We start from the raw sequence: 23,625 nt of genomic DNA, 5'->3' as shown, positions 1-23,625 counted from the left end.
ATCAATGCTCCTGAGTATTTAAAGTTTTAGGTTTGTACTTAAAGATACTACGAATCCACACGAAGAATACAGGGATGAAGAAAATACCTAAAAGTGTTGAAGAAATTACACCACCTAGTACACCATAACCGACCGAGTGTTGGCTACCTGCGCCAGCACCGCTTGCAAGCGCAAGTGGTAAAACACCGAAACCGAATGCAAGTGTGGTCATGATGATCGGACGTAGACGCATTTTCGCAGCATGTAAGGTTGCTTCAAATAGTTCTTCGCCTTGCTCCTGTAATTCTTTTGCGAATTCGACGATCAAGATCGCATTCTTCGCAGATAGACCAATTACGGCAACAATCGCAACCTGGAAGTAAATGTTAAAGGATAAGTTTGGATCACCTTTAATCATCATGCCTAACCATGTTAATGTAAATGCACCGACGATACCTAAAGGTACAACCAGTAATACAGAAACGGGGACTGACCAGCTTTCATAGAGTGCTGCAAGGCACAAGAACACGATTAAGAGTGAAAGAACCAATAATGGCGCTGTTTGGCTACCAGAATCACGCTCTTCTAAAGATAAACCTGTCCATTCATAGTCGAAACCTGATAAGCCCATTGAGGGTAATTTACCAATAATTTGTTCCATCGCCAACATTGCATCACCCGAGCTGACACCTGGTGCTGGAGTACCTTGGATGTTGACAGATGATACGCCGTTATAACGTTCTAGACGAGGTGAACCATAAGTCCATTCACCCTTGGCAAAGCCAGAGAAGGGAACCATTTCGCCTTTGTTGTTACGAACATACCACTTGTTCAAGTCTTCAGGCATCATGCGGGTATCCGCCTCACCTTGGACATAAACTTTTTTCACACGACCACGGTCAACGAAGTCATTGATATATGAGCCACCCCAAGCCATGCTCATGGTGTTGTTAATATCTGCAATACTGACACCCATTGCACCTGCTTGCGCTTGATCAATGGTGATCTGGTACTGTGGTGTATCTTCTTGACCATTTGGACGTACACCCGCAAGACGTTTGTCCTGAGATGCCATACCCAATACTGCATTACGTGCAGCAATCAGTTTTTCATGCCCTTGACCGCTAACATCCTTCAACTGGATATCAAAACCTGAAGCCACACCCAATTCAGGCATTGCAGGTAATTGTAAAGGCATGATGTAAGACGCATCTTTTACAATCATATTCAATGCCATACCACGTTGAATGATGGCACCGATCTGTGATTCAGGTGAAGTACGCTCACTCCAGTCTTTCAATTTAATAAAGGCAAGACCCGCGTTTTGACCTACCCCTGTGAATGAGAAGCCAGCAACTGTAAAGATTGACTCTACATTTTCTTTTTCCTTATTCAAGAAATAGCCAGTCATAGTATCAATGACTTTATCGGTTCGTTCCAAGCTGGCGCTCGGCGGTAACTGAACCAATGTCATCACTACACCTTGGTCTTCTTCTGGCAAGAACGAAGATGGCAACATCTTGTAGATGCCAACCAAGGCCGCAATTACAACAATATAAAGCACGCCAGAGAATAACTTGTGGTGGGTCATACGATTGACACCGCCTTGGTATTTCTCTGAAAGTTTTTCAAAACTACGGTTAAACCAACGGAAGAAACGCGCAAAAATGTTGTTGCTTTCCTGCTTGTTTGGATCATGTTGTTTTAACAAGGTTGCACACAGGGCAGGGGTAAAGGTTAATGCTACGATCAAAGACAGGATCATCGCAGTAACCAGCGTGATCGAGAATTGACGATAAATGACCCCAGTGGTTCCACTAAAGAATGCCATCGGTACGAATACCGCGGTTAACACACTGGTAATCCCGACTAAGGCACCCGAAATCTGACTCATTGACTTTTCAGTCGCAGGCACAGGTTCCAGATGTTCTTCCTGCATCACCCGTTCAACGTTTTCGACCACAACGATGGCATCATCCACCAAGAGACCGATGGCAAGTACCATTGCGAACATGGTGAGGGTGTTGATTGAGAAGCCGAAAATATTGATCACGGCAAAGGTACCCAATACAACGACAGGGACAGCAAGTGTTGGGATAATGGTTGCACGCCAGTTCTGTAAGAACAGGAACATGACGATAAATACCAAGACCACCGCTTCGATCAGGGTGTGTACAACACTTTCAATCGAAAGACGAATAAATGGTGTGGTGTCATAGGCCAGCTTGTCTTTTAAACCGCTTGGATAGTTATGACGTAATTCAGATAAACGTTTTTCAACTGCAGCAGCAGTATCCAATGCGTTGGCACCTGTTGCCAGTTTGATTGCCACACCACCTGCTGGATTACCATTAAACTTCGAGTCGAATTGATAGTTATCTGAACCGAGTTCGACACGTGCAACATCACCCAAACGAACTTGTGCACCACCTGAAGTATTTTTCAGGAAGATGTTTTTAAACTGTTCAGGTGTTTGCAACATGGTTTGTGCATTGACTGTGGCGTTAAGTACTTGACCCGCAGTTGCTGGTGCGCCACCGAGCTGACCAACCGCCACTTGCGAGTTTTGGGCACGAATGGCAGTTGCAACATCATTTGGCGTCAAGTTAAAGCTGGTCAGTTTTGCTGGATCCAACCAGATTCGCATCGCATAAGAACCACCAAACACTTGGAGTTCACCTACACCTGCAACACGACTGAGTGGCTCAGAAATATTTGAGTTCACATAGTCTTTAATGTCAGAGGCAGATAGGCTGTTATCTGGAGAGTAGAATGCAATAACCTGTAAGAAACTTGCGCCAGATTTGGTGACCTTTACCCCTTGACGTTGTACGTCAGCAGGTAAAAGTGCTGTTGCTGATTGTAGTTTGTTTTGAACCTGAACTTGGGCGATATCTGGATCAACACCTTGTTCGAAGTTTAGGTTAATCGATGCTTGACCATTACCTGCACTGTTTGAAGAAATATAACGTAAACCATCCAAACCATTCATTTGTTGTTCAATGATTTGAGTCACGGTATTTTCAACAGTTTGAGCAGATGCCCCAGGGTAAGTTGCAGAGATTGTTACCGTGGGGGGAGCAATTGTTGGATATTGTGCAACAGGCATTTTTGTCAGCGTGATAATACCCGCCAACATAATGACCAGTGCAATCACCCAAGCAAAGATTGGGCGATGGATAAAAAATTGAGCCATGCAATCTACCCCTTAAGCTTCTGCAGTTGCTTTTTGTTCAGCTTTTGGTGAATTGGCTTTTTGTTGTTCAGCTGCTTTTGGCGCTGTATTTTGACCTTCAGCTGCTTTTGGTTGATAAGGTTTGGCAGACACTTCTTGTCCTTCTTTCACCTTGGCTACACCATCAACAACAACTTTATCACCAGCTTGTAATCCATTAGTTACAATCCAGTCCTGACCTTTTACACCTACGGTTGTAATTGGACGAGTCTCAATTGTGCCTTTGGCATTGACCACTAAAGCAACGGCTTGACCTGTCGGTAAACGTGATACAGCTGCTTGTGGAATTAGGTATGCGTTTGGCAAAACGCCTTGTGAGATTTTAGCCGTTGCATACATCCCTGGTAAGAGCAAGTGGTTTGGATTGGAGAACACTGCCCGTAATGTCACCGTACCTGTATCTGGGTTTACACTGGCGTCAGAGAAGGCCAATTGACCTTCAACTGGATATTCTGAACCATCTTCAAGCGTGATTTTGACACGGGTATTGTTACTGTTGTTTAAACTGCCTTTGCTTAACTGTTGGCGTAGACGCAGTAATTCAGCACTCGATTGGTTGATATCAACATAAATTGGATCAAGTTGTTGAATCGTGACCAACGGATCTGCTTGATTGGCAGTGACCAATGCACCTGGTGTTACCGAAGAACGGCTAGACTGTCCTGAGATTGGCGCGCGAACTGTTGAGTAACCTAAAGTAATTTCTGCATTTTTCAATGCTGCTTCAGATGCTGCAACATCAGCTTCAGCCAATTTCACTTGCGCATTGATATCATCATATTCTTGTTTAGAAACCGCATTGGTTCCAACCAGTTGACGATAACGACCTTCTTTCACGCGTAATGCATTTAAGTTTGCTTGTTGACGCAATAAGGTTGCACGAGCATTGTCTGCTGTGGCACGGTTAGTATTGGCGTCAATTTGATAAAGCGCTTGACCTGCTTGAACGTAACTACCTTCAGCAAATAATCGTTTTAAGATCACGCCACCTGTTTGTGGACGAACTTCCGAGACTTGATATGCTGAGGTTCGTCCTGACAGTTCGACGTTCTGTTCAACACTTTGTGGTTGAGCGACAATGACACCCACTTCTGGAGGCGGCATTTTTTGGGCAGCAGCAGCTTGCTGTGCATTTTTAGGGTCTTTGCTACAACCAACAAGCGCAATGCTTGTTGCTAATGCGCAAGCAGTGAGGGCAGGAGCCCAAAGCTTAGCCGACATCATTATTCCACCTCAATTTAGATTTTTTATCTAAAAACAAATTGTTGCTGAAAGTGCTTTGATACAGCCAAAACCAAAGCAACGAAGTCCAAATCAACCCAATTCCCCAACCGGCAAGTACGTCAGTTGGGTAGTGAACCCCAGCGTAAACTCTAGATATCCCCATGAAGATAAACCATAAAGTAGATACTAAAATGACACTGTTGCGATGTTTATATTGTTGACACAACAATATGGCTAAACTCGCAAGGGTTGCAGCATAAAGGCTATGGGCACTTGGGAAGGATGCGCCATAACTTTGAACCAAGTGATAAAACTCCATTGGTCTTGGCCGATCAATACTCCATTTCAGAACCCAACCAATCGCAATACTGCCACTCACACTAAAAGAGATAAATATCAAATTTTTATAATTTTTAATCCAAGTTTGGTAAAGACACAAAAATGTGGTTAAAAATAGTAAAAAAGGCATCCCACCGAGTCTGGAAAGCAGAATTGTTACATGATTAAGCGTAAATGAACGGTGCTCAAAAAAAGCTTGAACACTCAAAAGATCTAAAGTTGATGCGTTGGGATTGATTAATCCAATCACACCAAGTCCTAAAAAAAAGCAACCAATACAAAGCAATAGGTAAGGCATCCGCTACTCATTTTTTGCTTAACCGATGTTTAGGGGGTGTTGAGTGTTTGAAAGTGTACTCGCGAGTACACTTTTGGTCAAGTCTTGAAATTTTATGATAATTTCATTTCTATGTTTTTTTAAGATGTAGTAAAAAAACATAACAAAATTTGATGTATATCTCATTTTTACTTTGATCTTTTCATCTGTTAAAAGAGGTTCTACTTATCATAAATGCTCTAGTTAATATTGTAGAGGATCTTCTAAAAGTGTAATTCAACCCAATTAGAACATATAGATTTATATCGACTTTTAGGCTTCAAGTACAGCATTTAGAAATGAAGTACTAATTATCTGTTAACAGTGTCAGGTCACTAACCAAGCGGGGAAATGAGTTGGTATAACTTAAATCTTTCCATTTCTTTTGAGAGACGTAGGCGTTGAGGTCATAGTCTCTCCTGATCATAGGCGATACCGTGACAGAGCAGAGGTCTATTGATTAATAGATGTAGGGAATACCAATCCATTTAAACTATTTTTGGTTGGCTGATTATACGCAAAAATAGTTCAAAGGTTAGACTTTTACTTTGAGGTCTTTGTCTGTAAAAGCTTAGTGGGGTGTTGGACTATTTTTGCTTTGCTCTTCAACCTCGACCGGTTGCTTTGGAGGCCAGAAAAAATCACTTGGTCGAGTCAGAAAGTGGGTGGTTACTAATTTTGCTAAGGGCTTCCATTGTGCAAAACGCACACGTCGTGCACGAAGTGCAACAATAATGGTCAAGGTAAAGCTAACAAATAAGTTGGTTAAACCAATCAGCATCACACCAAGAAATGAGACTAAAATCAAACCAATGTCAGGACTGCCAATGGTCATTAAACCTTGAATAAAGTTTGCTGAAGCAAAGGCGATGTGACGAATATCTAAAGGCAAGCCTAAAATAAATCCAATGGTTCCCATGCTGCCAAGCATAATCCCGAACAGAAAGTTACCAGCCAATGCCCCGAGATTGGTTTCGATATAATTGGCAAACTTGTCTAAGCGTTTTTGCCCCATCCAGCGTTTTAGGCTTCGATGCTGTTTTAAGCGAGGACCGACTTTACGGTAGACTGCCAAGTTATCGAAATAACCTGCAATTAGACCAGAGAAGAATAAGCACACACCAGCAATTGCCGCATGTGGAACAGCTAAAGAGGTGAATGGATTCAGGCTGTGTAAGAGTGTGGCCGATTTGGCATGACTGAGTAAAGGTTCGCCCAAATTGTATTGCCATAAATAGGTAATTAATGCTGCAGTTGGTATGGCAATCGAGATATTGCCTAAAATGGCGATGAACTGGGTTCGGATAATATTAATAATCAATGCGGCCAGTTCTGCAATCTGTGCGGTTTTGCTGCCTTTTTGTTGCTGTACGGTTGAAGCCAGAGCGGCTGCAGTCATGGCTGGCTGCTTGGTGGCAACGGTAAAGTGCAACACATGAATCAGCATAAAACCAAGCGCATAGTTCATGCTGTATAAAAAAGCATGACCAAACGGCGCCAGTACCAAACGGGCTGTTAAAATCTTGAGTGTTGCCATGGTGGCAATAATCGCACCAGCACCAGCGGCTGCTTTATACATGCCAAAGAAGCCGGCTTTGTCTGTACTTACGTAATGTTCACCTGTTTTACTGGCATTTTCCGTCACCTGTAAGGCAATTAACTCACTGGTTGAGGTGAGTAAATGACGGACACTTTTCTCATTATAATGCGCTTTGGTTAAGTCAGTGATTAACTCACCTAATGCCGTGTATCGAGCGTCATTCTGGCTGGCCAGTAAGGTCAGTAACAGTTCGATACGGTCAATGGCTTGCTCTAGTAGCGACAATAAATAGGTCAGACTGATACTGACACCAATCCGTTTAGTGGCACGGCGAATTTTCAGTACGACTTCACGACATTGATCCAGCATTACAAAGGCTTGAGAGGCATCTGGTGGCGGTAAAACTGCAACCGCATCTTGGTCATCAATCTGTTTTTTATATTTTTCAATGAACTCTACAATTTCTCGGTTTTGTACCAGAAAAGGAGATTCATATTCCGTAATGTCGGGTTGTGCATTGATAAATTCAGGATATAAGCCGATCCCACTGATCCGATAAGATAGTACCGTAATGGCTTTAATGAGCTCATTCTTTGAAATCTGTTTTTCAGTAGTATTGCTTTGACTTTCACCTAACAGGTTAAAGAGCGTAATCCAGTCCTGGTTGTCAATCAGATCGAGCCATTCACTGTCATTTTCCTGATGAAAGACTTTCCCAATCAAGGTTTTGAGTTGTTGGCCATCTTCGACTAAAGGAAGGAAATGTGCGCCTAAACGTTGTCCTAACTGATTCCAGAAGCCATCCAGCGAGAGAATGCCGCTATCGGCATATAAACTAATCTGTTTATATTGGCTGATCAGTTTCAGTAAAAAATTCTGTACGAGAATTGCTGATGTTGGTGTCAGCAATAATATTTTGATCAACGCATGAATACGTTGTTTGACTTCATCTGCATCATTGGAATTTTTTGGGCGTATCCGATTGACCAGTTCAATCAGCAGTTGTTCATCAAGAACAGCTTGAGGTTGATCAAGCTGTTCCTGCATTTTTAAAAAAAGATCAGATACAGTTAATTGCATAGATAGTCAGAAAATTATTGTAGTCGATGTAAAGCCATTAAAGTCAAATTGATCAGTGCTTGGCGATATTCATTATCTGGTAGCGCTTTTAACGCCTCTAAAGCGGCATCCGTTTCTTGTTGGGCACGTTTTTGACAGTAATCTAGGCCACCTGAGTGATGAACAATTTCAATCACTTTATCTAAATGCTCCACACCACCCGTTGCAATACTACGACGAATGATCTCGTGATCATCACCAGTTGAATGCGCTAATGCTGAAATTAACGGTAAAGTCGGCTTGCCTTCCATTAAATCATCACCAATATTTTTACCTAATGTTTCTGCATCAGAGGTGTAATCTAAAATATCGTCAATAATTTGAAAGGCATTACCAAAATGACCTGCGAAGCGACGCAAAGGTTCACGATATTCTTCCGTCCCTGCCAAAATGGCTGCGCCTTCGGTGGCGAGCTCAAATAGACGGGAGGTTTTACCGTGGATAATTCTTAAACAGGTTTCTTCAGTGGTTTCTGGCTGGTGCTGAGATTGCAGCTGTAATACTTCACCTTCTGCGATTTCACAGGTTCCTGTTGAAAAATCTTTTAATAAGGTCATATTATTTAAATCGACCAATAAATCAAAAGCTCTTGAAATCAGAAAGTCACCGACCAAAACAGCAGTCTGGTTGTTCCAGGTTGCATTTGCAGTGGGGCGACCACGGCGTAGGCTCGATTCATCTACGACATCGTCATGCACCAAGGTCGCGGTATGTAGCATTTCAATCACGGCTGCCAAGTGTTGTGCTTGTTGCATATTGGCTAGACCGCAGGCACGCGCAGCGAGTAAGCACATGATCGGACGCATACGTTTACCGCCTGCTTCTACGACATGCTTGCTGACACTCATCACTAAACCGACTTTAGAGCTAATTCCTTCATTAATGAGGCGATCCATCGCAGCAAAATCTGTCGCAACAGGGGAGAGAATGTCTTGCTTAAAATCGATAACCATATGAAGAAAAACCTCGTATAGGTGGGTAATGTTGCCAAGTGTATCAATTAATCGGCCACTTAACAGTTATACAGACTGTGTAATCCGTCATTTAAGACACGATGGTGAGTTTTTTGGTCTTAATTTAGACAGAAAAGGGAGTTTCCCACCGAATGCCATCACTTTAATTATGGCGTTGTAAAAACACAGCTTGTTATCGTTGCAATTTGTTTTTTTAAATGTATTTCAAATTTTGATCAGAAGCAATCAAAACAGTTCGTCATCAATCTAATTGATTTTGCTCAAAAATTCAAACAAGTTAACGATATCCATATGTTTATGTAAAATCACTTGTTGTTTGATCAATTTTCACTTAAAATTTGTCCCCTTGTATAACCCCAGTGGCGTTCGTCTTAAGATCGGTATATCCCTTTATCGACACGACGACACGGGCAAGTTGGAGTACATTATGTACGCAGTAATCCAAAGCGGTGGTAAACAGCACCGTGTTGTTGAGGGTGAAACCCTTAAAGTAGAATTATTGAAAGCTGAAACTGGCGCGACTATTACGTTTGATGACGTATTAATGGTTGTTAACGGTGACAACATTCAAATCGGTGCTCCAGTTGTAGCTGGCGCAAAAGTAACTGCAGAAGTAGTTGGCCATGGTCGTCACGACAAAATCCGCATCATCAAAATGCGTCGTCGTAAACACTACCGTAAGCAACAAGGTCACCGTCAATGGTTTACCGAGTTGAAAATTACTGGTATCGCAGGCTAATACGAGGAGTAAATAGACATGGCAACTAAAAAAGCCGGTGGATCGACGAAGAACGGTCGTGATTCGAATCCTAAGATGTTAGGTGTTAAAGTTTACGGTGGTCAAACTGTAACTGCTGGTAACATCATCGTTCGTCAACGTGGTACAGAATTCCACGCTGGTGCAAATGTTGGTATGGGCCGTGACCATACTTTATTTGCTACTGCTGACGGCGTAGTAAAATTTGAAGTGAAAGGTCAATTTGGCCGTCGCTATGTAACTGTTGAAGCTTAAGTTTTAATAGTTCGAAAAAACCCGCTTTTAGCGGGTTTTTTTATATGTACTGGATTTTTGCAGTATGTATTGGTTTTAAGATTTCCCAAAAGCCCCGCTTTTTAAATCCTCATAGGCCTGTAAAATTTCCGCATAACTGTTCATCACAAAAAAGCCATGTCCATTGATCGGCTCCTGCAAGGGTGGTGCAGATAAAAATAACAGATCACTATCCTCTAATGCCGTAATTGCAACATCGGTATCAAAGCTCGACATTACCGCTAAGGCTTGTTCTTCCAAAATGTCTTCATGTTCAGTGAATTGAAGCTTACCTTTACGGAGATAAATTAAAGTGCTGTCGCCATGCTGGGCAGGAAGTATTAACGGATGCCCTTTATTTAAATGAACGTCTAAGACCTGCATCGGGCTAAATGTTTGTGCTATGCCCTGAATATTTTGAAACTGTCCCGCCACAATCCGCACATAGCCTGCATCTTGTTCGAGTGGTACTTTAGGGATGGTGTGATTCAATAAACTTTGATAACGCGGTGGAGACATCTTATCTTTTGCGGGAAGGTTGACCCATAATTGCAGCATTTCAAAGTATCCGCCCCGTTCACGAAAGGCAGGGCTAAAATGTTCTGTATGCTGAATGCCAGAGGCTGCAGTCATCCATTGCACATCACCTTGTCCGATGATTCCGCCTTGCCCGGTTGAGTCTTGGTGTTGTAGTTCGCCCGCAAACACAAATGTCACCGTTTCAAAACCACGGTGTGGATGTTCATTCACGCCTTTTTTACTGCTTTTTGGCGCCAAGCGCCCTGGCCCTAGGTGATCTAGCAATAAAAAGGGGGAGGTGGTATTGCCCAGCTCTTGATAAGAGAACACGGAAAGAGCTGGATAAAAATCACCAATCGCAAATCGAGTGTCATTACGGTGAATAAAGGCAAGACTTTTCATGAATGATACGAGTTAAAATCATTGGTTTTTAGCTTAGCAAATGTTGATGATTCGTCTAGATTCAAGCTGATCAATAATTTTCCCTGATCGGACATTGACGAATGCCACTGGTGAATGGTCGAAAAGTTAATTTTCGTTCTTACAATCTCTACATAAAGGCTGTAACTTCATACATAATGCAGAACTTTGCGACACGAATTACACAAAACCATTGCTTTTCTTCATTTTTTTAATGATCAAAAACAGTAAGATGTCGTCATACCAGTAGAAATCTGATAGAAGGTTGTTTTTATGAATTTCGTAAAAAAAATGGCTTATGCTGCAACGTTAAGTGCAATGACACTTGCTCCTGTTGTGAGTAGTCAGGTCTTCGCTGCACCAGTTGCTGCATCGGCCCAGCAAGCCACGACCAGTTTGGTTCAACAGCTATCTGGCTTGCAACGATTCACCGCAGATTTTGAACAAACCACAAAAGTGGCAACCAGTAATAAAGCAGTACAAAAAAAGGGTTTAACTGCTCAACATATGAATCAGGCTTTTAAGGGGACGATGAAAGTTGAGCGTCCTGGAAAGTTCTATTGGGAGACCACGAGTCCGGCAAAACAAACGATCGTGACTACAGGTAAAGTGGTGTGGATTTATGATCCAGACTTACAGCAAGCGGTACGTCAAAGTCTGGATGACCAAATTGCCAATACGCCTGCCTTGTTGTTGTCAGGTAATACCAATCAGATCATGCAAACATATCGTGTGACTCAGCCTGACCGCACCAAGTTGTATTACACCTTGTATCCAAAACAGGAAGATGGGGCTTTCCAAAGTCTGACCATTAGTTTTGGAGCGAATAAAGCGCCAAACTTGATGGTATTACAGGACTCTTTAGGTCAGACCACTTATGTGCGTTTTAGCAACCTGAAAGTGAATCAGCCGATTCCAGCTTCGGTGTTTAATTTTACCCCACCTAAAGGCACCGATATTATTGATCAGTAATCGATTGCCTCCTCTAAAAAGCCGCAACTGTTGCGGCTTTTTTTCTGGGCGAATTCTGGATACATTTTTTAATTTCATCTCTGGGCAAGGCTTTGTATAGTGAAGAAAAACATCAGAGACTTGCATGACGATGAAGACTTCACAATTATCAAAAATGATTCCACTGCTCCCAATTCTGACAGTTGTTGCACTTGCGGGTTGCCAACCCAAAAAGGACAGTTCAGCGACAACGGAAAAAGTGGATATTCCATTGATTCATGCAAAAGTCGTGGCGGTTAAACTGCCAAAACAAAAAGTGTGTCTAGAGGATGGCTGCACTACTTATGATTTACAAACAGTTGAAACTAATCAGAAATGGATTGATGACTATTTCGTAAACCGGATGAAAAAGGCCGAGCCAAATGCATTTTCCAATATTGCGGATCAAAAAGTAAAAGTTCCAGCGGATGAGCCATCGCAAAGTGAAAGCAGTACTTATGTGCGTTTTATTGGGCAAAATTATAATCTAGCGACTTTTGCGATCCAGACTTATTCCTACTCTGCGGGGGCGGCACATGGTATGTCACATCAAGAATTTGTGAATTTTGATTTGAGCAATAAAAAACATATCACGGTCAGTGAATTGCTCAAGCCTGATATGAATACCAAACTGCGTGATGAACTGTATGCATCCAATCAAAACTGGCTCGAAGACCATAGCATCAAGAAAGAGCAACTCCAGGTCAGCGATAACTATTATTATGGTGTGAATGGTATCGTATTTGTTTATCCGCTGTATGAACTGGCGTCCTATGCTGAAGGCATGAGTGAATTGACGTTGCCATATTATGCTGCCAAACAGTTTGTGAAGGCGGAATATTTACCGAGCCTGCCTAAAGATCCAAACTAGTTCTTCTCCAGCATCTACATCTCAGGTGTAGATGCTGAGACTTTGTTGCCAATCGCTGTATTTTTTTAGGTTAAAGCCTTACACTATAGCCAGTTTTTTTCTCTATTCATGATTGATTATGATCGACCCAAAATTACTTAGAAATAATATCGAAGCGGTCAACGCTGCTTTGGCAAAACGTGGTATTCAGCTAAATGTGCAAGAGTGGGCTGATTTAGAAGCTCGCCGTAAAGATTTGCAATCCAAAGCTGAAAACTTGCAAGCTGAGCGTAATGCGGGTGCCAAGCAAGTCGGTCAAATCAAAAAGTCGGGTGGAGACGCTTCTGAAATCATGGCGCGTATGGCAGCCATTGGTGATGAGATTAAAGCTGCGGAAGTGGCTTTAGCTGAGTTGCAAGCCGAGCTTGAGCAAAAATCATTGGCGATTCCAAACTTGCCTGATGAATCTGTTCCCTTTGGTAAAGATGAAAGCGATAACCTTGAAATCTTAAAATGGGGCACACCACGTCAATTTGATTTCGAGATTAAAGATCATACCGACCTTGGTGAAATGATGGGTGGTCTGGAATTTGAAACTGCGACCAAATTAACAGGCTCACGTTTCAGTGTTTTGAAAGGTCCTTTGGCGCGTTTACAACGTGCTTTGGCTCAGTTCATGCTGGATACACATACGCTTAAAAATGGCTATACCGAAGCTTATGTCCCATATTTGGTCAATGCAGACAGCTTACGTGGTACAGGTCAACTGCCTAAGTTTGAAGAAGATTTATTCAAGCTACAAGGTGAAAAAGAGTATTACCTGATTCCAACGGCTGAAGTGCCAGTAACCAACTTCGTTCGTGACGAAATTATTGATGCTGATCGTTTACCACTGAAATATTCTGCACATACCCCATGTTTCCGTAGCGAAGCAGGTTCTTATGGTCGTGATACCCGTGGTTTGATTCGCCAACACCAATTCGACAAGGTCGAAATGGTGCAAATCGTGAAACCAGAGCACTCTATGCAGGCACTTGAAGAATTGACTGCACACGCAGAGGGTATTTTGCAGGCATTGGGCTTACCGTACCGTAAGATTTTGCTCTGTGGTGGTGACATGGGCTTTGGCGCAGTTAAAACCTATGACCTAGAAGTCTGGGTACCAAGCCAAGATACCTATCGTGAAATTTCAAGCTGCTCAAATATGGGCGATTTCCAAGCACGCCGTATGAAAGCACGCTACCGTGTCGATCAGAAGAAGATCGAATTGGTGCATACCTTGAATGGTTCAGGTTTAGCGGTGGGTCGTACCTTGCTTGCGGTGATGGAAAACTATCAACGTGCTGATGGTTCAATCGAGATTCCAGAAGTTTTACGTCCATATATGGGCGGTGTTAGCTATATCGACTAAACTTTGCATCGAATGTGTGTGCATCGTTTTTGCTTGAGCTCAGTCAGATTGAAAATATAGAGGCGTGATGTGGAAATTTTCCCAATCTCTTTAAAGTTGCAGCAGCAACGTGGTCTGATTGTGGGTGGTGGGCATATTGCCTACCGCAAAGCAAGCCTGCTCGTCAAAGCTGGTGCAATTGTCGATGTGATTGCACCAGACATCCTTCCTGAATTACGCCAACTGGTTGAGCAATCGACAGGGCAATACATTCAAGCGCCTTTTTCTGAAACTGTTTTGGCAACGCCTTATCGCTTGGTGATTGCTGCGACAGATCAGCCCGAAGTCAATAAAAGTGTATTTGAACAGTGTGAACAGCGTCATCTGCTGGTGAATAGTGTTGATGATATTCCGCATTGTCGCTTTATGGTGCCTGCGATTATTGATCGCTCGCCCTTGGTAATCTCGGTGGCTTCCAATGGCGCATCACCCGTGTTATCCAGACAGCTACGTACTCAGATCGAAACCATTGTGCCGCATGGTATGGGCAAATTGGCTGAATTTTCAGGCCAGTGGCGTAAGCAAGTCAAAGCCAAAATTGCCAATCCAGACGAACGCCGTGTCTTCTGGGAAAACCTGTATGCCAGCCCGCTGAAAGAACAGGTTTTCAATGATAATATCGATGTAGCCAATGATCTGATTGAGCAGGCTTTAACAGAATGGACTGCGCCGAAAGGTGAGGTGTATTTGGTGGGAGCTGGGCCGGGTGATCCAGAACTGCTGACTTTAAAAGCCTTACGTTTGATGCAACAAGCCGATGTGGTGATTTATGACCGTTTGGTATCAGCACCGATTCTAGATTTGTGTCGCCGTGATGCTGAAAAGATTTATGTGGGTAAAGCACGTTCTAATCATTCTGTTCCACAAGATGGTATCAACGCCTTATTGGTAGATTATGCGCAACAAGGTAAACGTGTATGCCGCTTAAAAGGTGGTGATCCTTTTATCTTTGGGCGTGGTGGAGAGGAAATTCAAGAGTTGGTGGAAGCCAATGTGACGTTCCAAGTTGTGCCGGGGATTACCGCAGCTTCAGGTTGTTCGGCTTATGCGGGTATTCCACTAACCCATCGTGATTATGCGCAAAGTGTGCGTTTCCTGACAGGGCATTTAAAAGAAGGCTCACCTGAGTTACCTTGGAATGAACTGGTTTACGAAAACCAAACTTTAGTCCTTTATATGGGACTGGTCGGTTTGGAACGTATTTGTGAGCAATTGATAGCCCATGGCCAGCGTCCAAGCATGCCTGTGGCTTTAATTTCCAAAGGTACTACCCCTGAGCAAAAAGTGGTGGTAGGTACATTGGCAGACATCGCAACCAAAGTATCTGAACATCAGATCGTAGCACCGACTTTAACCATTATTGGTGAAGTGGTGAGTCTACGTGAACAGTTAAAATGGCAATCCCTCCCAACCTCCCTTTAAAAAAGGGAGGAGTCCCCCTCTTTTTTAAAGAGGGGCTAGGGGAAATTTTAAAGTAGAGAAAATTTGTGATTCATGTCGTTCTATATGAGCCTGAGATTCCAGCGAATACAGGTAATATCATTCGTTTATGTGCCAATACAGGTGCGCAGCTACATTTAGTCAAACCATTGGGTTTTGAGCTGGATGATAAGAAGTTGAAGCGTGCAGGTCTGGATTACCACGAGTGGGCGAGAATGCAAATCTGGGACAATATCGAACTTTGTCTTGCCGACTTAAAAACCAAAGGCGTTGAGCATGTCTTTCCGCTTACCACCAAAGGGACAGCGACACCGCATACGGTTAATCTGAATCGCCCAGTTGCTTTGTTGATGGGGCCTGAAACCCGTGGTCTGCCAGAGCAGGTGCGTTTGATGTTCCCGCAAGAGCAATGGATTCGTTTGCCGATGGCGGAAAATTCAAGAAGCTTAAACCTTTCGAATGCAACTGCCGTGATTGTCTATGAAGCGTGGCGACAACAGGGGTTTAAACAACTCTAGTTTCGCAGCTTAGAGATCACCATACGGGCTGGCCACAACCAACGTATAACCATTCAGATCTTTAAACCAAATCTCTCGGTGATGTGCATTGGGATTGTATCTGGGGCCTTCTAAAATTTCGACTTGATGAGTTTGTAAATTCTCTACAATCTCATCAAATTGAGTACTTTCAAACCAAAGTAAAACGCCGTTACCAACTACCCGTTTCGGGTCTCCGATATGTGAGTGGTCATGGGCTTGCCATTGATGCAATTGCAGCACCATGCACTGTCCAAACAGCAATTGTTCATATTCTCTGCCACCATGTCCGCTCTTTAAACCCAGTACCGTTTGATACCACAGGCTGGTTTTCTCAACATCGGCTACCGCAATCAAAGGCTGTGGGTACATATGCATCTCACGAAATTATTCGAATTGTTGTTGCTGTATCGTATCAAAACGTTGTTGAGCGTATATTACTTGTTCGATGTTACTTTCAGCCCAATCTTTGAGTTGGTACGCCATTTCTGCAACTTCCAGACCGAGTGGTGTGAGTGAATAATCGACTCGAATCGGTGCCGTATCTTGTACTTGTCTTTGAATAAAGCCATCACGTTCCAGCATTTTTAGTTTCTGTGACAATACTTTAGGTGAGATGCCTTGAATGCTCTTTTTGAGTAAATTGAAATGTTGGGTATCTCGGGCGAGTGTATTGATAATCAATAAAACCCATTTGTCTGCAATTTTTTCAAAAAATAAACGAGCAGGACAATGTTGTTGATAAATATCATATTTTAATGCCTGATTCATGGCGACAACCCTCATTTCTACAATATGATGCCCGTAGTTACCAATAGGTAACTAATTGACACCTAGTTTCTAAAATATATCATTAAATCGAACTTTTGAAAAATTTTGGATAATCCCATGACAAAAATTGCAGTTGTATATTTCTCTGGCTATGGCCATACCAAAGTGGTTGCTGAAACTTTTGCAGGCGCAATTGATGCAGCTTTGATTGAAATTGATCAGAATGGTGAGATCACAGAGCAAGACTGGCAGACTTTGAATGATGCACAGGGTATTGTTTTTGGCGCACCGACATATATGGCGGCAACCCCTTGGCAGTTTAAGAAATTTGCCGATGCTTCTTCAAAAATCTGGTTTACCCGTGGTTGGCAAGATAAAGTCTTTGCAGGTTTTACAAACAGCGCGAGTTTGAATGGTGATAAGCAAGTGACCTTGATTCAATTACAAACCTTGGCCTCTCAGCATGGTGGTATTTGGGTGAGTTTGGGGTTGTTACCAGCCAATACCAAAGATGCAAAACGTGAAGATATAAACAATTTAGGTGGTTCAGTTGGATTACTGGTTCAGTCACCATCGGATGCGAGTACCGATGAGATTCCGACAGGGGACTTGGAAACAGCGAAACTTTATGCAAAACGTGTGAAGTCGATTGTTGAAAAATTGCATGGTTAAGATTTTAAGATGATAAAAAGACCGCCAAATTTAGGCGGTCTTTTAGTGAGTTGCTTATGATTCTTAATCGATTAATTATTCTTTAGCCCGACTGGCATAAATGGTGAGTGTATGATCACTGGAAATACCACTAGCAACTGTTATTGGAGCATCCCATAAATTCCAGCCGAGTGAAGACTGCCCAATCAGACGCTGTGTATATAGATAAATGCTTGCACCAGGTTCATCATCATCTAGAACACTACCATCAAATACTTTGTAGACCAAATCCGCTAGATTACTATTACTGCTGTTTCGTTCCACAACTAAACCACGGTTACCCATGCCATCCTCAGCAATAAAACGATAGACATAGCCCGCTGCTTTTTGTTGATCCAAAATGGTTTTAATCTGAGCTGCGTTGGTCTTGCTATCTGTAGTAAACCAACGATAGTCATAAGTAGCATTATGTAAGCTGCTATTGGTACATAAGAAAGCGTACTGGTTAATATTCACAAATCCTGCAAAATCCAAACGACAACCACTTTTGCCAAGTTCATTTGCATAGTTTGTCCAGCTGCTTGTGGTCACTAGAGTGCCATCAACCAGCTTGTCATCTACGCTATAGGTCGCAGTATCACCCATGCGTTTTTCAAAAATATTAAATGTGCCCTTATTATTATCAAGTTTATATTGCATCCGATAATGGAAACCTTGGTTGGCCTGAGTGCTGAACTGAGCTTTGAGTAACTTATATCTTTCCGCTGGTGTTCCCTCGGTATTTGCTGTAACGAGTTGATATTGCCATGTTGCTGCTTTTGCTGCGTTATCTTTGATATACAGATTACGCATTCTCATTTCGTCTGAGGTGAGTAAAGCAGATGCGGTATCAGATGTGACATTGGTATCAATACGAACATCCGCTAGTCTAAAACCTACATTGGCTTGGGCATCGAGTTGATTTTTGAGTCGTGCTAGCGTTGGTTCCAGATCTTTGAATGCATAGCTACTGGTGGTTATAAATGGATTGGCTTTCAGGCTTTGGAAGCGTATAAGAGGAGACCTTCTCCAGCATTGATTAGGGTCCATGGCTTGTACGGTCTGATCAATCTTGGTTTCGTCGGTTTCTGACGTCTCAAAGTAACAAAGTGTATTTGCATCTTTAAAGGCCAGTACGGCTGCTTTGGAATTACTATCATCATCGCCATAACTTTTAACCCGAGCTAGATAAAAGGTGGTTTTGTTGTTGTGTTGCGCGTTGCTGATACTGTAATACAAGACGCCTCGAGGACCGCCATCATGATGAAAATCTCCGAAAATTTCCCCTGAGCAACTGGCTTCTTGATAACGCTCTCCTTCAATAAGTGTATCAAATGAATTATTCGATACGATATGATTTTCCATCACTAGACGGAAATTATTGGGTGCTGGATAGCAATATGGAGACTCCCAAGTTCCTGCAAATGTTTGAGATACTGGTGTTGGTGTTGGTGTTGGTGTTGGTGTTGGTGTTGGTGTTGGTGTTGGTGTTGGTGTTGGTGTTGGTGTAGGAGTAGGAGTAGGAGTAGGAGTAGGAGTAGGAGTAGGAGTAGGAGTAGGAGTAGGAGTAGGAGTAGGTTCAGATGAGCTTGAACCTCCGCCGCTACCAGAGTCAAACCAACAAGCACTGAGTGCTACCGAAAGCAGCACAACGCTACTTCCTTTCACGATATTTTTCATTATTCTGAATCCCTCTGTTTTTCGGTGTTTAAAAAATCAATTTGATTTTTTGTTTTCGAATTTTGTTAAATTTTTTTAATCATAATGCAGCTTTAAAAGGGAAATAAACAAAAGGCCCCATTAGGTTGTTATATTGGTTTTTAATGTTTTTATTCAGTATTTTTATCTCTGAAATCTTGGATAATTTTAATTTTTTATTATTTTAAATTCAGTCTATGAACAGCTTCTTTATTTTGATCGGGATTCAATCACAGTCTTTATACAGTGCTTTTTAATCTCTCATTTAAAATAATAAAAAAGGCGCATTTAGCGCCTTTTTTATTCCGTTAACAATTAGTGTCTGTCATCAAATTCATTATGCTGTGGTGCATTGTATTTGAAGCCTTTGGTCTTGTAGGCAAGATAACCGACACCAATGACGGCCCAAGCCAAACCAATCTGTAAAGCCAATTTATCAATTTCTAACCACATCATAAACACGCTGGCGAAACCCAGTGTTGGAATAATAATGTAGCTGATAATATCTTTTGGCGTCTTGTTCTTACCATCTCTCAATGCATAGCGAGAAATCACCGAGAAGTTAACAAAGCTAAATGCAGTTAATGCACCAAAGCTAATCAAGTTCACGATATGCTCAAGATCAAGGAAACCCGCAGATAAAGCCACAACACCAACGATCAGGATGTTGTAAGTTGGGGTGTGTAAACGTGGGCTAATATGACCGAATAATTTTTTATTGATCACACCATCACGACCCATTACATACATTAAACGTGATACGCCTGCATGTGCTGAAATACCTGATGCCATCACGGCCACGACTGCAAAGTAGAGCACCATAGTCTTAAATGCCAGACTACCAATGGCTGCAACCATGACTGGTTGAGACTCATCCAGTGGGTTGAAATAGGTCGTCGGATTACTTGGGAAGTAAAGCTGAATAAAGTAGGTGCTGACAATGAAGATGATACCCGCAAGCAATGCTGTGGTGAAAATTGCACGTGGCAAGGTTTTTTCAGCATCTTTGGTTTCTTCTGCCAGTGAAGAAAGCGCATCAAACCCGGTAAACGAGAAGCAGAGTACGGTCGCACCTGCAATTAACGCCCCGACAGAGGTCACTTCATTCCAGAATGGCGCAAGCGACCATAACTCGGCTTTGTCTGGATTCAGCGTGCCATCGGCATAAACACCTTGTGTGAGCAGGATATAGACCTGATATACAAAGTAGAAAATGACACCAAGCTGGATCACCACAATGGTACTGTTAAAACGTGCGACAAATCGTGCACCAAACAGGTTAATCACGGTCATGAGCACGGTTAAGGCAATTACCCAAATCCAGTTATTTACTTCTGGGAAGAGTGCTCGCAGATAAATATCAGCAAGAATGATATTCACCAGAGGGGAGAGCAAATAATCTAACCACGAAGACCAACCCACCATAAAACCAACATTAGGGTGAATTGACTTTTGGGCATAGGTATACGCAGAACCAGAAGACGGATAACGACGAATCATGTGACCATAACTGATCGACGTTAAAAGAATTGCAACTAAGGCAAATATGTAGGAAGTCGGTACATGACCACCACTTCTTTCAGATACTAAACCAAATGTATCAAATAAAGTTAATGGTTGAATATAAGCTAAGCCAATAATGATGATGTGCCAAAGCACAAGATTCTTTTGAAGCTTCGCTGTTGGTTGAGTCCCAGATAAATTTGTCAACGGCGTTATCCTCATAATCGTTGATCAAAGATCAGCCATAGTGTTAAGGATCGTTTGAGACAAAAACGATCCCCCGTACAAAAAACGAAAGTGCGCCAATCTATCCTAAAACACTATAAATTGTCAGTACTTTTATGCTTTTTTTAGCAATTTTTTTGCCAATTGGGTAAAGAAATAGATGAATAAAGATTCACTTAAAATTAAAAAACCCCGATACTCAATCAATATCGGGGCTTTTAAGCAGGAATACTTGATTTAACTCAATGTATTACCATGCTTTTTGTAAGATTGCACGAATGTCTTGCAAGTTTGCTTCTTTCGGGTTGTAAATGATAGAACCATCATTCAGTGCCTTGTCGGCAACTTCATCCAGTTGTGCTTCAGTGATTTTACCTGTTTCACGTAAAGTACGTGGCAATTTGGTCAGGCTGAATAAGCGATCACGCATCGCCAGAATCGTGGCAATGGCTTTGTCTGCACGTAAGCTGGCTGGTGTTTGGGCATAAATATCAGCACCCGCCAGTGGCAACAATAACTCACCAATCTTGTCGCCATTAATTTCTTTGTTGTAATCCAGCACGTAGGGCAGGAATAAGTTCATGCATAAACCGTGGGGTAAATGTGCAACTGCGCCCAATGCATGACCCAATGAATGAACTAAACCGACCATTGAATTCGAGAACGCAATCCCTGCCATGGTAGAAGCTTGAGCCAGTTCTAAACGACCTTGTGCATCGCTTGGATTGTCTAGAACTTTGAACAGATTTTCGCTGATCTTTTTAATGCCTGCACTGGCATAGGCATCACTGAGCGGGTTAGCAGCTAAGCAGGTATAGGCTTCGACACAGTGCGTCAGTGCATCCATGCCAGTCATGGCAGTCAGATGTGGCGGTAAAGTTTGGGTCATGCGTGGATCAAGAATCGCGGCATGTGGCATCAAGTAATAAGAGGCAAAAGCCAGTTTGACATTACGTTGTGTATCCGAAACTACGGCAACCATAGTGGCTTCCGAGCCTGTACCAGACGTTGTTGGGATCACAAAGAAAGGTTTTAGTGGTTTTGGTAGGTTATGTGCCCCTGAATATTGCAATAAATCGTCACCACCTTCAGACACCAAGATATTGGTTGCTTTAGAGGTGTCGATGACAGAACCACCACCAATCGCAATGATCGCATCACATTTTTGCTTGCGATACAGTTCTGCGGCTAAGCGAACCACTTCCAAGCTTGAATCGGGTGGAACATCATCAAAGATCGCACCAATCACCGCATCGGTGGTACTGAATGCTGCTTCAATTGGGCTGAGTAAACCATTGGCACGCACACCTTTATCAGTAATGACCATGGGGCGTTTTGCACCAAGCGTCGCAAGTTCAAATGGGATATGCTCTAAGGCAGCGTTACCAGCAATGACTTTTACAGGACAGAAAAACTCGTAATAAGGCTTAGCCATGTTATGCGCTCCGTTTCAGATATGATTTTGCGACTTTAAGATAGATATTTTTGGCACCCGTGAATTTTTCTTTTAATGTTAATTCAGCAGGGTAGCGTTTGACTGCAAGTGAAGCGATTAGCTTAGGTAAGATCAGGGCTTCCATTTTATTCAAGCAACGCACTAGACGAATCGCACTTGAAACATCACCATCGGCAATCATACGGTCATTGGCAAAGGCTTGTGCAGTACTTTCCTGAAAAGAAAATACCAAAAAAGCATGAGTTAGATGCTTGAAGGTAATGGTTAAATCAGGCTTGCCTTTGTAATTGGACAATAGTTCTAATTGTTTTTCTTCGGTTACTCGAGCAACAAATGCAGGTCCATTGGGGAAAACATTCATTGAAAGGATAAAACCAATAGGAAACTTGGACACTTCCTGTTGTACTTCATTATCCACTTGGCTTGCCATTACGAGGCCACGACCCACAACATCCATCATGAGTTTGACGTAGGCAAATTGCAAGGTGGGCTTCACGGCTTTGGTTGAAATCACTTGCTTATCCCTTGTTAAAATTATGCTAAAGCTAATTTAGAGTATTTACTCTAATTTATTTTTGTGGAATTGAAAAGTAAATTATTCAGATTTGACTATAGGGTCATTAAAGAGCTGTGTATCTTTTAAATAGCCAATAAAATCCGTACACAGTTGTTCGAAGCTTGGGTAATCTTGCAGCAAGTCTTGTAAACGCACCATTTCCAAGCCTGCGTAACCGCATGGATTGATGGTTTGAAAGCCAGTGAGGTCACAGTCAATATTCAGGGCAAGGCCATGATAACTACGACCACGACGGATTTTAAAACCTAAGGAACCGATTTTGCGTTCATCCACATACACGCCCGGTGCATCAGGTTTGGCATAGGCATCGATATTGTATTGTTTGAGCAGATCAATCATGGCTTGTTCTGCAAAACTAACCAAGGTGCGGACATGCCATTTCAAGCGATTCAGGTCGAACAGGAAATAGGCAACCAATTGACCTTTGCCATGCCATGTGACCTGTCCACCACGATCGGTGTGTACAACCGGTAAATGACTGTGCATCAGAATATGCTCTGCTTTACCTGCTTGTCCTTGGGTCAAGACATCTTGATGTTGTAGCAGCCAAACTTCATCAGGAGTGTTTTCATCACGATAGGTTGTGAAGTCTTTCATGGCTTCAAAACGAGTCGTGTAATCTTGTAGATCTTTAAAACAGCGAATGATTAAAGTCGGTTTTGCAACGCTCATTACAGCAGAATTTCCTTGGCAGCTTTGAATGGATCGGTCGTTGAATTATGGAATGATTTGAGTCAGATAAAT

21 protein-coding genes are annotated in these 23,625 nt (G+C 42.4%); 8 read left to right on the top strand and 13 right to left on the bottom strand.

Going from position 1 to position 23,625, the window contains the following annotated elements; translation table 11 throughout:
- Position 1: 1 nt before the first annotated feature.
- The 5 genes from adeJ to sdsA form a co-directional block, all read right to left on the bottom strand.
- Positions 2 to 3,175, bottom strand: coding sequence for a multidrug efflux RND transporter permease subunit AdeJ (gene adeJ / locus F895_RS02390; RefSeq protein ID WP_005243847.1), 3,174 nt, complete (start codon positions 3,173 to 3,175; stop codon positions 2 to 4).
- A gap of 12 nt (positions 3,176 to 3,187) precedes the next feature.
- Positions 3,188 to 4,438, bottom strand: a complete 1,251-nt coding sequence (locus F895_RS02395; protein WP_005243845.1) for an efflux RND transporter periplasmic adaptor subunit — start codon at positions 4,436 to 4,438, stop codon at positions 3,188 to 3,190.
- Complete coding sequence (locus tag F895_RS02400; RefSeq protein WP_005243843.1) at positions 4,425 to 5,075, bottom strand: phosphatase PAP2 family protein; 651 nt, start codon at positions 5,073 to 5,075, stop codon at positions 4,425 to 4,427. The genes F895_RS02395 and F895_RS02400 overlap by 14 nt, the downstream gene beginning before the upstream one ends.
- Before the next feature lie 589 nt (positions 5,076 to 5,664).
- Complete coding sequence (locus F895_RS02405) at positions 5,665 to 7,713, bottom strand: site-specific recombinase (protein WP_005243841.1); 2,049 nt, start codon at positions 7,711 to 7,713, stop codon at positions 5,665 to 5,667.
- A 14-nt stretch (positions 7,714 to 7,727) separates the two neighbouring features.
- Complete coding sequence (gene sdsA / locus F895_RS02410; protein ID WP_005243840.1) at positions 7,728 to 8,705, bottom strand: All-trans-nonaprenyl-diphosphate synthase; 978 nt, start codon at positions 8,703 to 8,705, stop codon at positions 7,728 to 7,730.
- A 448-nt stretch (positions 8,706 to 9,153) separates the two neighbouring features.
- Here sdsA and rplU point away from each other — a divergent pair, with 448 nt between their 5' ends.
- Positions 9,154 to 9,465, top strand: a complete 312-nt coding sequence (rplU, locus tag F895_RS02415) for a 50S ribosomal protein L21 (RefSeq protein ID WP_004652230.1) — start codon at positions 9,154 to 9,156, stop codon at positions 9,463 to 9,465.
- An 18-nt stretch (positions 9,466 to 9,483) separates the two neighbouring features.
- Positions 9,484 to 9,738 carry a 50S ribosomal protein L27 gene (gene rpmA / locus F895_RS02420; protein ID WP_004640422.1) on the top strand — a complete coding sequence of 85 codons (255 nt, stop codon included), beginning with the start codon at positions 9,484 to 9,486 and terminating at the stop codon, positions 9,736 to 9,738.
- Between the two features lie 75 nt (positions 9,739 to 9,813).
- Here rpmA and F895_RS02425 read toward each other — a convergent pair whose 3' ends face one another.
- On the bottom strand, positions 9,814 to 10,677 hold the full coding sequence (locus F895_RS02425) for a pirin family protein (RefSeq protein WP_005243836.1): 864 nt from the start codon (positions 10,675 to 10,677) through the stop codon (positions 9,814 to 9,816).
- 291 nt (positions 10,678 to 10,968) lie between these two features.
- On the opposite strand from F895_RS02425, the gene lolA reads away from it, so the two are divergent.
- The 5 genes from lolA to F895_RS02450 all read left to right on the top strand — a co-directional run bounded on the left by lolA (position 10,969) and on the right by F895_RS02450 (position 15,943).
- Positions 10,969 to 11,667, top strand: a complete 699-nt coding sequence (lolA, locus tag F895_RS02430) for an outer membrane lipoprotein periplasmic chaperone LolA (protein ID WP_005243833.1) — start codon at positions 10,969 to 10,971, stop codon at positions 11,665 to 11,667.
- A 124-nt stretch (positions 11,668 to 11,791) separates the two neighbouring features.
- The gene (locus tag F895_RS02435) at positions 11,792 to 12,556 is read left to right on the top strand and encodes an RsiV family protein (protein ID WP_005243832.1); all 765 of its coding nucleotides are present in this window, start codon (positions 11,792 to 11,794) and stop codon (positions 12,554 to 12,556) included.
- A 118-nt stretch (positions 12,557 to 12,674) separates the two neighbouring features.
- Entirely contained in the window at positions 12,675 to 13,946 is a 1,272-nt protein-coding gene (gene serS, locus F895_RS02440; RefSeq protein WP_004803122.1) for a serine--tRNA ligase, read from the top strand.
- Positions 13,947 to 14,015: 69 nt separating this feature from the next.
- The gene (gene cysG, locus F895_RS02445) at positions 14,016 to 15,407 is read left to right on the top strand and encodes a siroheme synthase CysG (RefSeq protein WP_005243830.1); all 1,392 of its coding nucleotides are present in this window, start codon (positions 14,016 to 14,018) and stop codon (positions 15,405 to 15,407) included.
- Between the two features lie 65 nt (positions 15,408 to 15,472).
- Positions 15,473 to 15,943, top strand: a complete 471-nt coding sequence (locus tag F895_RS02450; RefSeq protein ID WP_005243828.1) for a tRNA (cytidine(34)-2'-O)-methyltransferase — start codon at positions 15,473 to 15,475, stop codon at positions 15,941 to 15,943.
- A gap of 9 nt (positions 15,944 to 15,952) precedes the next feature.
- On the opposite strand, the gene F895_RS02455 is transcribed toward F895_RS02450, so the two are convergent.
- On the bottom strand, positions 15,953 to 16,333 hold the full coding sequence (locus F895_RS02455; RefSeq protein WP_005243825.1) for a VOC family protein: 381 nt from the start codon (positions 16,331 to 16,333) through the stop codon (positions 15,953 to 15,955).
- Positions 16,334 to 16,348: 15 nt separating this feature from the next.
- Positions 16,349 to 16,732 carry a winged helix-turn-helix transcriptional regulator gene (locus F895_RS02460; RefSeq protein ID WP_005243824.1) on the bottom strand — a complete coding sequence of 128 codons (384 nt, stop codon included), beginning with the start codon at positions 16,730 to 16,732 and terminating at the stop codon, positions 16,349 to 16,351.
- Positions 16,733 to 16,849: 117 nt separating this feature from the next.
- Between F895_RS02460 and F895_RS02465 the strand changes: the two genes are divergently transcribed.
- Positions 16,850 to 17,404: a flavodoxin family protein gene (locus tag F895_RS02465; RefSeq protein ID WP_005243821.1), complete on the top strand. Its 555-nt coding sequence runs from the start codon at positions 16,850 to 16,852 to the stop codon at positions 17,402 to 17,404.
- A gap of 75 nt (positions 17,405 to 17,479) precedes the next feature.
- Here F895_RS02465 and F895_RS02470 read toward each other — a convergent pair whose 3' ends face one another.
- The 5 genes from F895_RS02470 to lipB all read right to left on the bottom strand — a co-directional run bounded on the left by F895_RS02470 (position 17,480) and on the right by lipB (position 23,553).
- Complete coding sequence (locus F895_RS02470; protein WP_005243819.1) at positions 17,480 to 19,102, bottom strand: PT dipeptide repeat lipoprotein; 1,623 nt, start codon at positions 19,100 to 19,102, stop codon at positions 17,480 to 17,482.
- Between the two features lie 333 nt (positions 19,103 to 19,435).
- Entirely contained in the window at positions 19,436 to 20,830 is a 1,395-nt protein-coding gene (locus tag F895_RS02475; RefSeq protein WP_010589981.1) for an APC family permease, read from the bottom strand.
- A 268-nt stretch (positions 20,831 to 21,098) separates the two neighbouring features.
- Complete coding sequence (locus F895_RS02480; protein WP_005243808.1) at positions 21,099 to 22,283, bottom strand: iron-containing alcohol dehydrogenase; 1,185 nt, start codon at positions 22,281 to 22,283, stop codon at positions 21,099 to 21,101.
- A 1-nt stretch (position 22,284) separates the two neighbouring features.
- Positions 22,285 to 22,818 (bottom strand): hypothetical protein, encoded by a 534-nt coding sequence (locus F895_RS02485; RefSeq protein WP_005243804.1) that lies wholly within the window; start codon positions 22,816 to 22,818, stop codon positions 22,285 to 22,287.
- Positions 22,819 to 22,899: 81 nt separating this feature from the next.
- Positions 22,900 to 23,553: a lipoyl(octanoyl) transferase LipB gene (gene lipB / locus F895_RS02490; RefSeq protein ID WP_005243802.1), complete on the bottom strand. Its 654-nt coding sequence runs from the start codon at positions 23,551 to 23,553 to the stop codon at positions 22,900 to 22,902.
- Positions 23,554 to 23,625 lie beyond the last annotated feature (72 nt).

Source organism: Acinetobacter sp. CIP 64.2, from assembly GCF_000369645.1.
Lineage (GTDB): Bacteria > Pseudomonadota > Gammaproteobacteria > Pseudomonadales > Moraxellaceae > Acinetobacter.
The sequence above is the reverse complement of the archived record's forward strand: the minus strand, read 5'-3'. Positions and strand labels throughout refer to the sequence as shown.

Bases quoted from the DNA above. Each gene is read 5' to 3' on its own strand.
- adeJ (WP_005243847.1), bottom strand. From the start codon at position 3,175: ATGGCTCAATTTTTTATCCATCGCCCAATCTTTGCTTGGGTGATTGCA.
- F895_RS02395 (WP_005243845.1), bottom strand. From the start codon at position 4,438: ATGATGTCGGCTAAGCTTTGGGCTCCTGCCCTCACTGCTTGCGCATTA.
- F895_RS02400 (WP_005243843.1), bottom strand. From the start codon at position 5,075: ATGCCTTACCTATTGCTTTGTATTGGTTGCTTTTTTTTAGGACTTGGT.
- F895_RS02405 (WP_005243841.1), bottom strand. From the start codon at position 7,713: ATGCAATTAACTGTATCTGATCTTTTTTTAAAAATGCAGGAACAGCTT.
- sdsA (WP_005243840.1), bottom strand. From the start codon at position 8,705: ATGGTTATCGATTTTAAGCAAGACATTCTCTCCCCTGTTGCGACAGAT.
- rplU (WP_004652230.1), top strand. From the start codon at position 9,154: ATGTACGCAGTAATCCAAAGCGGTGGTAAACAGCACCGTGTTGTTGAG.
- rpmA (WP_004640422.1), top strand. From the start codon at position 9,484: ATGGCAACTAAAAAAGCCGGTGGATCGACGAAGAACGGTCGTGATTCG.
- F895_RS02425 (WP_005243836.1), bottom strand. From the start codon at position 10,677: ATGAAAAGTCTTGCCTTTATTCACCGTAATGACACTCGATTTGCGATT.
- lolA (WP_005243833.1), top strand. From the start codon at position 10,969: ATGAATTTCGTAAAAAAAATGGCTTATGCTGCAACGTTAAGTGCAATG.
- F895_RS02435 (WP_005243832.1), top strand. From the start codon at position 11,792: ATGACGATGAAGACTTCACAATTATCAAAAATGATTCCACTGCTCCCA.
- serS (WP_004803122.1), top strand. From the start codon at position 12,675: ATGATCGACCCAAAATTACTTAGAAATAATATCGAAGCGGTCAACGCT.
- F895_RS02455 (WP_005243825.1), bottom strand. From the start codon at position 16,333: ATGTACCCACAGCCTTTGATTGCGGTAGCCGATGTTGAGAAAACCAGC.
- F895_RS02460 (WP_005243824.1), bottom strand. From the start codon at position 16,732: ATGAATCAGGCATTAAAATATGATATTTATCAACAACATTGTCCTGCT.
- F895_RS02465 (WP_005243821.1), top strand. From the start codon at position 16,850: ATGACAAAAATTGCAGTTGTATATTTCTCTGGCTATGGCCATACCAAA.
- F895_RS02470 (WP_005243819.1), bottom strand. From the start codon at position 19,102: ATGAAAAATATCGTGAAAGGAAGTAGCGTTGTGCTGCTTTCGGTAGCA.
- F895_RS02480 (WP_005243808.1), bottom strand. From the start codon at position 22,283: ATGGCTAAGCCTTATTACGAGTTTTTCTGTCCTGTAAAAGTCATTGCT.
- lipB (WP_005243802.1), bottom strand. From the start codon at position 23,553: ATGAGCGTTGCAAAACCGACTTTAATCATTCGCTGTTTTAAAGATCTA.